A 12,254-nucleotide genomic window follows, 5' to 3' on the forward strand; every position below is an offset into this window, starting at 1 on the left:
ATTCAGTTAAGTTTAACATTTTCATGCCATAAACACGAATGTCGCCATACGCCCTGTTTTTGGTTCACGGCGATAAGAGAAATATTCCTCTGGCTGGCGATAAGAACACTGATTCCCACCCAATACGGTATTTATGCCGTGTTGTTGCAAGATATAACGTGCAATGGCATACAGGTCGGCATAATATTTACCTGCCTGTTCACCCGCCTGAAATGCACTGTCCAGTTCAGGATATTTACTACAAAAAGCAGCTTTTACTTCAGCGCCAATTTCAAAACATGGCTGACTAATGGCCGCCCCGAGCCAGGCCCAGGTCGGCGGAGTTTGCATGGCTACAAGGGTATTTTCAATAATCCCACCGGCCAGACCACGCCAGCCGGCATGCAAATTGGCAACTTCCGTACCTTTCGCATTCCCCATTACCACAGGTAAACAGTCTGCAGTCATCATCATCAAGGCATGCGCCTTGCGCTGCGTCACCAGACCATCTCCGACCAGTGCGGTAAATGGCATCTGCTCATTAATGCTATGACAAATGGTGCTATGCGTCTGGGTCATCCAGGTAATCTTATCTACGCCAAAGGCAGCGAAATCCTGCAATAAAGCCATACGATGCTGTTGTACCCGTAGCGCATTATCCTGCACATGCAAGGCCAAGTTAAAACCTGCAAGCTCAGGCTGTGCGGATGGCTGTACTTTCGCATGGTGAACGCGAGTCTGGCCGACATACACACCTTGTGGAAGTCCTGGTACAAATTGCATCTCGATTCCTTGCTTTGACGCGAGCTAAATAAAAAGATTAATAGGCTTTGTTTTCGGTACGCAGCACTTCAACCAGATTGGCAAAGTCTTCCGGCCACGGTGCTTCAAAGGTCATTTCTTCTTTGGTACGCGGATGGGTCAGACCGAGTTGTACAGCATGCAAAGCCTGACGCTTGAAGCCACGCAAAGTATCATCTAATAATTGCGATGCACCTGCAGGCATACGGACACGTGGCATATACACCTGATCGCCCACCAAGCCAAAGCCGATATAGCTAAAATGCACACGGATCTGATGGGTACGTCCAGTTTCCAGACGGGCTTGAACACGGGTAAAATGCTGGAAACGCTCTTTGACATTGTAATGCGTCACCGCGTCTTTACCACCTGGAAGTACGGTCATTTTCACACGATCCACCGGATGGCGTTTGATTGGTTCATCAATGGTACCGCCAGCAATAATATTGCCGTAAACCACCAGGTCATACAGGCGATATACTGATTTTTTCTCAAGCTGTTTGCTTAAGGCAAACTGTGCTTCCAGATTTTTGGCAACCACCAACAGACCACTGGTGTCTTTATCGATACGATGTACCAGACCTGCACGCGCCAGTTCAGCTGATTTCGGATAGTGATGCAATAAAGCATTCACCAAGGTGCCAGAACTATTGCCAGCGCCCGGATGCACTACCATGCCTACAGGTTTATTGATGACAATAATGTCATCATCTTCATAGATGATATCCAGTGGAATATCTTCCGGCAGACTGCGCGTTTGCGCTTCAAGCTCAACATTTAAAGTCAGGGTTTCAAAACCATCACTTTTAAATTTCGGCTTAACCGGTTGACCATTCACCAATAAATTGCCATCTTTAATCCATTGCTTTAATTTTTCTCGAGAAAAATCGCTCCAGACCATTGCGGCAATCTGGTCGATCCGTTGCCCGATATAAGTTTCATCCAGTTGAAATTGCAACGATAAACGTGTTGCAGTTGCTTCTGAAGTATGGTTATCTGCATCCTCAGAATCTTCAAGTAAATTGAAATCAGTATCAGGGATATTAGAATTGGAAGATTGTGCTTGACTCATTTGCTCATTCAGACAAAAGTGGTTTAATAGTGCAATTGTAGCTCATTGCCCGTATTAACAGAGGAATTTTTATGTCGCTACCACATTATAAAATGACAATGCTTGCTGTGACATTAGGCATTGCATCGGCAATGGTAGGCTGTAGCAGTAATCCAAAAAAAGAAGTCGTGGATAAAGGTCCGGAATCTAGCGAACAGGTTTATATTCAAAAAGCACAGAAAGCGCTAGATCGTAATCAATATACCGATGCAGCAAAACAGTTGGAAGCGCTGGAAACTTATTTCCCGACCAGTCAGTATGCCCCGCAAGCGCAACTGGAACTGTTGTATGTGAAATTCCAGCAAAAAGATTATGAAGGTGCGGTCGCACTGGCAGAGCGTTTTATCCGTCTGAACCCGCAACATCCAAATGTCGACTATGCCTACTATGTACGCGGTGTCTCAAATATGGAACAGAACTATAACGGCCTGCTGCGTTATACCTCGCTGAAACAGTCGCATCGTGATGTCAGCTACCTGAAAGTGGCTTACCAGAATTTTGTTGATTTCATTCGCCGCTATCCATCTAGCACTTATGCAGTGGATGCAGCACAGCGTATGCAGTTTATCGGTCAGGAACTGGCTGAGCATGAAATGAACGCAGCACGTTTCAACATCAAGCGTAAGGCTTATCTGGCAGCAGTTGAACGTGGCTTGTGGGTGATTGAACATTATCCTCAAACTCCGCAGATTCCAGAAGCACTGGCAACGGTTGCTTATGGCTATGCTCAGCTAGGTGATAAAGCGACTTCTCAGCAATATGTGGATGTATTAAAGCTGAATTATCCGAATCTGGTGAAATCAGATGGGACGGTGAATCTGCGTGCAGCGCGTAGTGAAGGCAGCTTCTTTAACCGCGCGACACTGGGTATTTTTGGTAAAGAAGCCAAGACTGTAACCGACACCGATGCACAGTCTGATGCGCCAGAAAATGAAAAGCGCAGCATCACCAATCGCATTTCATTTGGTTTGCTGGATCGTCCTAAAACGGCTGAATAAAGCTAAAGAAGGCCGGCAGCATCAGCAAATAAGACAGCGCTTTACAGGTGCATTTTCCTCAAGGGCAAGGTATCATACCTGCCCTTTTGCGTTGTCTTGCCCAGGCTTGAACAAAACGTGCAAAAGGTATACAAAGGAACTTGAAATATTCAATGTTCAGCCAGACTATTTTCATTTTTTCAGTGATTTAGACCTTAAATACCAGCGCGAGAAGCTCAACAGACCATGGCCATTCCTCAACATACGATTGATCAGATTCTCGATCGCACCGATATTGTCGATGTGATTGGTCAATTCGTAAAACTGAAAAAAACGGGCCGTACCTATTCAGGCTGCTGCCCTTTTCATCAGGAAAAATCACCGTCTTTCCACGTCTATCGTGATAAACAGTATTTTCACTGTTTTGGCTGTCAGGCCAACGGTAATGCCATCCGTTTTTTAATGGACATTGGCAGCCGTAATTTTGTCGAAGTGATGAAAGATCTGTCCAGTCAGACCGGCATCGAACTGCCTAAAGACAATACCGATTCCAATAAATTAAAATATAAACGTGAAGCAGCCAAACCTAAAATTGCGCCTGCTCAAGCGGCACCACAAGCTCAGCCGCAACAAAATAACGCCCCAACAGAAAATAATAGTGCTGCCTCTACGGCGAGTTTCGATCCATTTGCAGAGTTTCAGGCAGTCGAACAGGATTTTTATGGTGACCCTTTTGCTTCTTTTGAACACCTGCCCATGGCAGAAGTTCAGCAAGACGGTAATCTCTATGATCTGCTGGAAAATATCGCGCAGTTCTATGAGCGCCAGTTACCCAACAGCCCGAGTGCTCAGCAATACTTTAAACAGCGTGGTCTGACTACAGAAACCATTGCCTATTGGCGCTTAGGCTATGCGCCCGAAGACTGGCAACATCTGGAAAAAGCCTTTCCTCAGGATATTGAAGGCTTAAAACTTTTAGGTCTGATTCGTACCAGCGACAGTGGCCGTGATTTTGATCTGCTGCGTGAACGGGTGATTTTCCCGATCCGTGATACCAAGGGGCGTGTGGTCGGCTTTGGTGGTCGCGCACTCAATGACGAGATTAAACCTAAATATATCAACTCGCCAGATTCTGAGGTCTTCCATAAAAACCAGTTGCTGTATGGTCTGTATGAAGGGCGCAAGCAGAAAGCCCAAGAATGGCTGATGGTCGAAGGCTATATGGATGTAATTGCGCTCCAGCAATATGGCATTCATGGCGCAGTGGCGACTTTAGGCACAGCGAGTAATACCGACCACCTGAATATTCTGTTCAAGCAGAGTAACCGGCTGACTATTGCCTTTGATGGGGACGCTGCCGGTCAAAAAGCAGCGCGCCGTACCTTGGACATTGCCCTACCCCTGCTGAATGATGGCCGCGAGCTGAAGTTTTTTGTCTTGCCCGCTGACCATGACCCCGATTCATTGATCCGTCGTGAAGGCATAGAGAATTTCAGACGCTTGCTGGAACAGGCGCCATTGATGTCGGACTTCGTGTTTGCCCATCTGACCCAAAATCAGGACATCACCACACCTGAAGGCAAAAGTCAGGTCATGGGTGAACTGAAAAACCTGACCGAATTATTGCCTAAACACGGCTCCTTCCGTTACTTGCTCCAACAATTTTTCCGGGAAAAACTGGGCTTTAACCGTAAATGGCAACCTAAGGTTAATACAGATGCATCCTTAAGCTTTAGCACCAAAATTGATGCTGAAGAATATGTGATTGCGATCTTGATGAATCATCCTTATCTGTATATTCACTTTGAGCCGCTGCGCGCGCTAGTAGCGGAAGATCAGTTGCTGTTTAAGATTTTGAATATTCTGAATGTGATTTTTGATGACTTACCGGATGATCCTGAACTGTCGATCTATTATGTGCTCGGTGCCTGCGCAGCCCATCATCATGAACTGCAGCATATTCTGCAGCATGCCAATGTCAGCGATTACACCTCATCGCCGGAACAGGCCGATAAGCTCGCGGCTGATTTTTCAACCAAGCTGCAATATCAGTGTTTAAAAAACAAGATTAAATCCAAGAAATTTAACAGTATTGCAGAAATGAAAAACCTGAAAATGCAGATTTATGAGATTGACCGCAAACGCTCAATGACCCTGTTAGAAGATTAATTTTTCAAATTATTGATTCTTTTGAATCCAATGAAGTCACTGCTAGCTCACATTATTATTTATAATTTTCTCAAATAATCAGGCTGGGTTTTATGTTGAAGTACAAATCAGCAAAGAACCAAGCTTCTCATCATGCTGATTAAAACGAATGCCTGGATTTACGACGCTTCGCGACTACATTGCCCAGTTCTTCCTGTAACAGCTCAAAATAGGTAGGATCTTCCGCTTTGGCCACCTCACGCAGCACAATAGAAGTTGGATGCAACAGTTTTTGGGTTAAACGATGTGAAAACTCGGCCAGTACCGTTTCCGCCTTTTCGCCCTTGGCAATACGCTGCATTGCCAGTGACAATTCTTCCTGACGTAATGTTTCCCCGTGGTCACGATAGGCATGAATGGTCGCCCCGGCCTGTTTGACCTTTTGCTGGGTCATCAGTTCTGTAGCCAGCTGATTGACCATGATCTCAGCCTCAACAGCCGCTTGACGGCGCTGTGCCAGATTTTCCTCAATCACGCTTTGCAGGTCATCGACCCCATACAGATAAACCCCGTCCAGGCTTTCTACTTTGGCATCAATATCGCGTGGCACTGCCAGATCGACCAGCAGCATCTGCTGGTAACGGCGTTTCTTTAATGCTGCCTTGATATCAGGATAGTGAATCACCTGATGCAAACTGCCGGTACAACTGGAAATGACATCGGCACGATGCAGATTTTCTGCAAGCTGATCAAAATCTATAATTTCGACTTCAACTCGATGTGCAATTTCCTGTGCCAGAATATCCGCACGCTCGCGGGTACGGTTACAGATGATGATCTTGCCCACACCCATTTCTGCAAGATGCTTAGCCACCAGACTGTTCATCTCTCCAGCTGCCACCACCATAATGGTCAGCTTGTCCGGGTGACTAAACACTTGCAAGGCCAGTTGTGCTACCGCATAGCCCATCGAGACCGCATGACTACCGACAGCCGTTTCCGAACGCACACGTTTAGCGGCATAAAAAGCATATTCAAAAATGCGGTTCAGGTTTTGCGAAACGGTATGAGAGTCTTTGGCCAGAGAAAGTGCGGTTTTGACCTGCCCCAGAATTTGTGGTTCACCTAGCATCAGTGAATCCAGACCACTGGCAACACGCATCAGATGCGTCACCGCTTGAGCATTTTCATAACGATAGACATGATGTTGCAGTTGTTTGACATCCACCCCATTTTTCTGGGCGAGCCAGTTCAGCACCATGTCAGCATTGTCAGACATGGCGTAAACTTCGGTCCGGTTACATGTAGACACCACCACCATGTCGTTCAGTTGAGGGTGTTGGCTTTGCTCGGCAAGAATGGCACTTAACTTTTCAGGGTTAAACGCCACTTGTTCGCGCAGTTCTACAGAGGCAGTTTGATGGTTGACACCCAATGCAAAGAAAGACATATCAGGTCATCATTTCACTAAATTTATGCTATTGTGCAACATCGGTGTCATAAAAAGCATTACTTGGATCAATAAAAAATTGCGTCAAACAATTAGCCGTATCAACGGCCCTACAATTAAGCAATATTCTACCACATTCCTACTGGTGGGTAGCATGGCTTCGACTGCGCATCTTTATGCAGCGGAAGCAGTTTACCATGCAAATCAAAATTATGATGCGATAAAACAAAGTATGATGGCTGAGTTTGCCATCGCTGCACATGACATTCCGACTGCTTTGCACAACTATACGGTGCTGGCGATCAAGAGCAATTCCACTTCAGTCAAGCAGCGTGCACTGAATGTCGCGCTGGAACATGATGACCTACAGGCAGCACTAGATATCTCCACGCACTGGGTGGTACAAGAGCCACAAGACGTCCCTGCTTTATTTTATTTATCACATATTGCCCTTAAAGCGCATGAATATGAGCTGGCTGCTGAGACCTTAGAAAAAATCCTGCAAATTGATGACAGTGCCGATCTGGAAGAAATTCTCGCCGGAATTTCACCGGAAGGCACAGAGGATCGTACTTATCTGATTCAGGCCTTAAGCACCACTAAAGCCAAGGACAATCCATCTATTCTGGTGCTGGTAGCCGGTCTGGAAGCACAAAATGGTCAGCTCGAACAGGCTCTAAATACAGTTAACCGCGCCTTAAAAAAACGTCCGAATGCGACCGGCTATATTTTGATGAAAGCCAATCTGCTCAATGCACTCGGCGATACTCAGGCGACACTGCAATGGTATGAAAAATCCAGCCGTAAACACCGCAATAATCTGGATGTACGTCTGGCGGAAGTCAAATATCTGGTCAAGCTGAACGAAGCGACTTTGGCGTTGAAAAAACTGCAAGACATTCTAAAAAAATGGCCGACTGCCGAAGAAGCCCTGTTTATTGCCGGACTGACCAGTATTGACTTAGAAGAATACGAGAAGGCCGAAAAATATCTGGTTGAACTGCGTTATTCTGCACAATATCAGAACGAAGCCTATTATTATCTGGCGGTCAATGCAGAACGCAAACAGCACTATGAAACAGCCAAAGCCTATTATCGTCTGGTCGATGGCAGTCTGTACACGGTCTCGCGCCGTAACATGATTTCGATTTTTGCCCAGCAGGATAAACTGCATGATGCACTGCGTTTCCTGACTCAGGAACGGGTCAATTATCCACAACATGCCAGCTTCCTCTATCTAGCCCAAGCGGATATTTTGACGCGCATGCAGAATAAAAAAGCCGCGATCCGCCTGCTGGAAGAAGCCAGCAAAAATCTGCCCGATGACCCTGAACTGGTTTATTCGCAAGTCCTGTTGCTGGACCCCCATCAGGATCGCGCCAAGCTGGATGAATTACTCAGCACTTTACTTAAAATTGAACCGAATAGTCCGACTTACCTCAATGCCTATGCCTATACCCTGGCGATGCAGAACCGCCGTCTCGAAGAAGCACGCCGCTATGTAGAGCAAGCACTGGAATATGCACCGGAACAGGCGTCCATTCTGGATACCTATGGTTATATCTGTTATTTACAGAATGACTTCGCCACAGCTGCGGACGTATTATACAAAGCCTATCAATTGAATCCGAATGTGAAGATTGGGGTGCGTTATGCCCGGTCGTTGTACATGAAAGGTGATCTACAACACTTCCACCAAGTGTTACAACAATTACAACAAAACCATCCAAATGACCCAGAATTGAAACAACTTAATTCGCTATTGTTAGCACCACAAACCAAAACGAGTTAATTAATTTATGCGCAATTTGAGCCAATTGGGCTGCTGTGCCTTTGCAGCCACTGCTTTATTTTTAACTGGCTGTCAGCAGATGATCAAGCCACAAACGCCTACCACTCCGTCTGTACAGGCGGAGAATCAATTTCAACTGCAAGGTAAAATTGGCGTCCGCACCCCTCAACAGACTGGCAGTGCATTCTTTACCTGGGTACAACAGCAGGAAGAATTTGATATTGAGCTCAGTGGTATCTTAGGTGTCGGTAAAACCCAGATTTCTGGCACACCGGGACAAGTGACCTTAAACAGCGCAAAAACCGGTGTGATTCAGGCAGCCAGTGCCGAGGAATTACTGCAACGCGCAACAGGCTGGCAAGCGCCGATTAGTCATTTAGTCGACTGGGTTCAAGCGCGACCTGCTACAGCAGCGGCACAGCTTAAAAAAGATGATGCACAGCGAATCAGCCAGATTATCGAACAGGGCTGGACGGTCGATCTCAATTATAATGCGCAGGCCAAAATGCCAAACCGTTTGATTTTAAAGCAGTCACTTGGAAATGGTGCAGAAAACCGTATTACAATGATCATTGAAAACCGTTAATTGACCTAATTCCAGCCCATGATGATTCGTGTTCCCTCGCCTGCTAAACTGAATTTGTTTTTACATATCACCGGTCGCCGTGAAAATGGCTATCATGAACTGCAAAGTATTTTTCAGCTGATTGATCTATGTGACTGGCTGGAGTTTGAACAAAGCACTGATGATGCGATTCAGATAGAAGGTCTCGCCTCTGTTGACCTGGAACAGAATTTAATCTATCGCGCGATACAGTTGTTGAAACCCTATGCCAAAATGCCGTGCGGACTAAAAATTCGTCTGGAAAAAAATATCCCGATGGGTGCAGGTCTCGGTGGCGGCTCTTCCAATGCTGCGACGACCCTGATTGTGCTGAACCAGCTTTGGCAGTGCGATTTAAATATTGAGCAACTGGCAGAGCTTGGGGTCAAGCTGGGCGCAGATGTTCCGATATTTGTGCATGGTAAAAATGCCTGGGCCGAAGGTATTGGCGAACACTTAACATTCATAGACTTAGATCAAAAAAAATTCATTGTGTTAAAACCTGATTGTTTTATCAGCACTCAACTGCTTTTTTCGCAAAAAGCATTGACAAGAGACACGAAGAGCACTAAATTTTGCGCCTATCAGGAAACGCCATCTGATTTTGGAAATAACTTTGAGCCACTGGCAAGAAGCTTATATCTCGAAGTCGATGAAGCAATGCAATATCTCGACCAGTTCGGAAAAGCAAAGCTTACAGGTACAGGTGCTTGTGTGTTTATTGAAGTCACTGAAAATCTGAATATCGAAGATATTCTTGCAAATGCACCATGTAAAGCTTACCTGGTCAACAGTTTACAAGAATCACCTTTAGTTCAGTTTAAAGTGTAGATAGGGGTATCGCCAAGTGGTAAGGCACCGGGTTTTGATCTCGGCATCCGTTGGTTCGAATCCAGCTACCCCTGCCATTTTTCACCTGTAGATGTACTGTATTAGGGGTATCGCCAAGTGGTAAGGCACCGGGTTTTGATCTCGGCATCCGTTGGTTCGAATCCAGCTACCCCTGCCATCTTACAGTCATCAAATTAGGGGCGTCGCCAAGTGGTAAGGCACCGGGTTTTGATCTCGGCATCCGTTGGTTCGAATCCAGCCGCCCCTGCCACTTTCTCGAAAAAAGACAGAACACTCATTTGCTGTAAGACTGTTAATTTACCTTGACACTTTACCGCAAAAATATTAAAGTTCTGCCGCATTAGGGGTATCGCCAAGTGGTAAGGCACCGGGTTTTGATCTCGGCATCCGTTGGTTCGAATCCAGCTACCCCTGCCATCTATTCCCATATATCCCAACCGCCAAGGGTGCTTCATGCCCAATCTTGTCGTTTTTAGTGGATCTGCGCATCCACAATTCGCTCAAAAAGTCGTAAGTCACTTACATATTCCTCTAGGCGCTGCCTCTGTAGGTCAGTTCTCTGACGGTGAAATTGCTGTCGAGATTACTGAAAACGTTCGTGGTAAAGACGTATTTATCGTACAACCTACTTGTGCCCCAACTAATGATAACCTGATGGAAATCTTGGTGATGGCTGATGCTTTGCGTCGTGCAAGTGCGGGTCGTATTACTGCCGTGATTCCTTATTTTGGTTATGCTCGTCAAGACCGTCGTCCACGTTCAGCACGTGTTCCAATTACTGCAAAAGTTGTAGCAGACATGCTCACTACTGTAGGCGTTGACCGTGTTGTGATGATCGACTTGCACGCTGACCAGATCCAAGGCTTCTTCGATATCCCTGTAGACAACATCTACGGTACACCAGCGCTACTTGCTGACTTGCGTCAACAATCGCATCACAACCTGATGGTGGTTTCACCTGACGTCGGTGGTGTCGTTCGTGCACGTGCTGTTGCGAAACAAATGGGCGATATCGATCTTGCAATCATCGATAAGCGTCGTCAAAAAGCGAATGAATCACAAGTGATGCATTTGATTGGCGATGTAAAAGATCGTGATTGTGTCATCGTTGATGACATGGTAGATACGGCTGGTACGTTATGCAAAGCTGCTGATGCATTGAAAACTTTCGGTGCTCGCAAGGTTGTTGCGTATGCAACGCATCCAGTACTTTCTGGTAAAGCGATTGAAAACTTAAAGAATTCTGTGATTGATGAACTGGTTGTGACTGATACCATTCCTCTTTCTGATGAAGCTTTAGCTCTGGGCAAGATTCGCCAGGTTTCAGTAGCCAGCATGGTTGCCGAAACGATTCGTCGTATTAACAACGAAGAATCTATTAGCGCAATGTTCGATTCTTATCTATAATAGAGCGCTGAATTTTCAAAGCCCTGCCATTTGGTAGGGCTTTTACTCACTAGACTGGTCGCAAGTCTGGTTCATTTAACTTAAATAGGATGTCTATCATGGTAAACTTCGTATTAAACGCAGCAGCACGTGAAGAAGCAGTTCAAGGGAAAGGTGCGAGCCGCCGCCTTCGTCTTCAAGCTAAAGTTCCTGCAATCATCTACGGTGGTGAAGCTGCTCCTGTAGCAATTACTGTTGAGCTTCGTCAGCTTGTTAAATTCTTAGAAAACAATTCATTCTTTGAAGAAGTTATCGAAATTGATGTAGACGGTAAAGTTGAAAGCGTTAAAATCCAAGCGTTACAACGTCACCCAGCTAAAAACACACCAATGCACGCTGACTTCAAACGCGCATAAGTGTTAATGGTGTAATTAGTGTCAAATATTTCACTGATTGTTGGTTTGGGTAACCCAGGTTCTGAGTATGCCCAAACCCGCCATAATGCAGGCTTCTGGTTCGTAGAACGCCTTGCAGACCAATATGGCATTACCCTCAAAAAAGACCCGAAATTCAACGGATTTAGCGGTCGTGGCAATATCGAAGGTCAAGACGTCCGTCTTCTTCTACCGACAACCTTTATGAACCTTTCCGGCAAAAGTGTTGTTCCTTTCGCCAAATTCTACAATATCGCACCTGAATCGATCCTGATTGCCCATGATGAACTGGACATGAATCCCGGTGTCATTCGCCTGAAAACTGGCGGTGGTCACGGTGGTCATAATGGTCTACGCGATATCGTGCCGCATATTGGTTCAAACTTCCATCGCCTGCGTATTGGAATTGGCCATCCTGGTGCCAAAGACCGTGTTTCCGGTCATGTGCTCAGTAAAGCACCTAGCAGCGAACAGAATTTAATGGATGATGCAATTTCCCATGCGCTCGCCCGCACAAAAATGCTGGTGAACGGTGAAGTACAGCAAGCCATGAATCAAATCAACGCATATAAGCCGAACTAAACATTCAAAAATTGCTGGACAATTCCGCTTGCCAGAAAGTTTATTTAAGCGCAAAATGCGTTTGCTCGATTGTTCACCATACAGCAAGCAAGATTGATTTAACCAAATGATCAAACTCTTAGGTCAACTCAGGGGACG

The 12,254-nt window shown here is 45.8% G+C and carries 11 protein-coding genes and 4 tRNA genes; 12 read left to right on the forward strand and 3 right to left on the reverse strand.

The window, feature by feature from the left end; genetic code table 11:
• Window positions 1-21: 21 nt before the first annotated feature.
• Entirely contained in the window at window positions 22-762 is a 741-nt protein-coding gene (gene pgeF, locus AC1IR0_RS03480) for a peptidoglycan editing factor PgeF (protein WP_243474407.1), read from the reverse strand.
• 37 nt (window positions 763-799) lie between these two features.
• Window positions 800-1,852, reverse strand: a complete 1,053-nt coding sequence (rluD, locus tag AC1IR0_RS03485; RefSeq protein WP_005265880.1) for a 23S rRNA pseudouridine(1911/1915/1917) synthase RluD — start codon at window positions 1,850-1,852, stop codon at window positions 800-802.
• A gap of 71 nt (window positions 1,853-1,923) precedes the next feature.
• Between rluD and AC1IR0_RS03490 the strand changes: the two genes are divergently transcribed.
• Window positions 1,924-2,889, forward strand: a complete 966-nt coding sequence (locus tag AC1IR0_RS03490) for an outer membrane protein assembly factor BamD (RefSeq protein ID WP_004645775.1) — start codon at window positions 1,924-1,926, stop codon at window positions 2,887-2,889.
• Window positions 2,890-3,114: 225 nt separating this feature from the next.
• Window positions 3,115-5,037, forward strand: a complete 1,923-nt coding sequence (locus tag AC1IR0_RS03495) for a DNA primase (protein WP_336018343.1) — start codon at window positions 3,115-3,117, stop codon at window positions 5,035-5,037.
• A gap of 139 nt (window positions 5,038-5,176) precedes the next feature.
• Here the strand turns inward: AC1IR0_RS03495 and hemA are convergent, their stop codons facing one another.
• Window positions 5,177-6,466, reverse strand: a complete 1,290-nt coding sequence (gene hemA, locus AC1IR0_RS03500; protein ID WP_479741178.1) for a glutamyl-tRNA reductase — start codon at window positions 6,464-6,466, stop codon at window positions 5,177-5,179.
• A gap of 79 nt (window positions 6,467-6,545) precedes the next feature.
• On the opposite strand from hemA, the gene AC1IR0_RS03505 reads away from it, so the two are divergent.
• From AC1IR0_RS03505 to pth, 10 genes are all read left to right on the forward strand, one after another.
• On the forward strand, window positions 6,546-8,258 hold the full coding sequence (locus AC1IR0_RS03505; RefSeq protein ID WP_243474411.1) for a tetratricopeptide repeat protein: 1,713 nt from the start codon (window positions 6,546-6,548) through the stop codon (window positions 8,256-8,258).
• Window positions 8,259-8,265: 7 nt separating this feature from the next.
• The gene (gene lolB, locus AC1IR0_RS03510) at window positions 8,266-8,844 is read left to right on the forward strand and encodes a lipoprotein insertase outer membrane protein LolB (protein ID WP_409665992.1); all 579 of its coding nucleotides are present in this window, start codon (window positions 8,266-8,268) and stop codon (window positions 8,842-8,844) included.
• A 21-nt stretch (window positions 8,845-8,865) separates the two neighbouring features.
• The gene (ispE, locus tag AC1IR0_RS03515) at window positions 8,866-9,693 is read left to right on the forward strand and encodes a 4-(cytidine 5'-diphospho)-2-C-methyl-D-erythritol kinase (protein ID WP_348962383.1); all 828 of its coding nucleotides are present in this window, start codon (window positions 8,866-8,868) and stop codon (window positions 9,691-9,693) included.
• A 2-nt stretch (window positions 9,694-9,695) separates the two neighbouring features.
• Window positions 9,696-9,770 (forward strand) — tRNA-Gln (locus AC1IR0_RS03520).
• Window positions 9,771-9,796: 26 nt separating this feature from the next.
• Window positions 9,797-9,871, forward strand: a tRNA-Gln gene (locus AC1IR0_RS03525).
• A gap of 18 nt (window positions 9,872-9,889) precedes the next feature.
• Window positions 9,890-9,964, forward strand: a tRNA-Gln gene (locus tag AC1IR0_RS03530).
• Between the two features lie 92 nt (window positions 9,965-10,056).
• Window positions 10,057-10,131: transfer RNA gene (locus AC1IR0_RS03535), tRNA-Gln, on the forward strand.
• Window positions 10,132-10,167: 36 nt separating this feature from the next.
• A complete protein-coding gene (locus AC1IR0_RS03540; RefSeq protein WP_004280601.1) occupies window positions 10,168-11,121 on the forward strand; it encodes a ribose-phosphate pyrophosphokinase in 954 nt (317 codons plus the stop codon).
• 98 nt (window positions 11,122-11,219) lie between these two features.
• Entirely contained in the window at window positions 11,220-11,516 is a 297-nt protein-coding gene (rplY, locus tag AC1IR0_RS03545) for a 50S ribosomal protein L25 (RefSeq protein WP_479741179.1), read from the forward strand.
• An 18-nt stretch (window positions 11,517-11,534) separates the two neighbouring features.
• Window positions 11,535-12,116: an aminoacyl-tRNA hydrolase gene (pth, locus tag AC1IR0_RS03550; protein ID WP_004645783.1), complete on the forward strand. Its 582-nt coding sequence runs from the start codon at window positions 11,535-11,537 to the stop codon at window positions 12,114-12,116.
• Window positions 12,117-12,254: the final 138 nt, after the last annotated feature.

It is taken from the genome of Acinetobacter sp. 129952 (assembly GCF_056642055.1).

Excerpts from the sequence above, each read along its gene's own strand:
- pgeF (WP_243474407.1), bottom strand. The coding sequence starts at position 762 with ATGCAATTTGTACCAGGACTTCCACAAGGTGTGTATGTCGGCCAGACT.
- rluD (WP_005265880.1), bottom strand. The coding sequence starts at position 1,852 with ATGAGTCAAGCACAATCTTCCAATTCTAATATCCCTGATACTGATTTC.
- AC1IR0_RS03490 (WP_004645775.1), top strand. The coding sequence starts at position 1,924 with ATGTCGCTACCACATTATAAAATGACAATGCTTGCTGTGACATTAGGC.
- AC1IR0_RS03495 (WP_336018343.1), top strand. The coding sequence starts at position 3,115 with ATGGCCATTCCTCAACATACGATTGATCAGATTCTCGATCGCACCGAT.
- hemA (WP_479741178.1), bottom strand. The coding sequence starts at position 6,466 with ATGTCTTTCTTTGCATTGGGTGTCAACCATCAAACTGCCTCTGTAGAA.
- lolB (WP_409665992.1), top strand. The coding sequence starts at position 8,266 with ATGCGCAATTTGAGCCAATTGGGCTGCTGTGCCTTTGCAGCCACTGCT.
- ispE (WP_348962383.1), top strand. The coding sequence starts at position 8,866 with ATGATTCGTGTTCCCTCGCCTGCTAAACTGAATTTGTTTTTACATATC.
- AC1IR0_RS03540 (WP_004280601.1), top strand. The coding sequence starts at position 10,168 with ATGCCCAATCTTGTCGTTTTTAGTGGATCTGCGCATCCACAATTCGCT.
- rplY (WP_479741179.1), top strand. The coding sequence starts at position 11,220 with ATGGTAAACTTCGTATTAAACGCAGCAGCACGTGAAGAAGCAGTTCAA.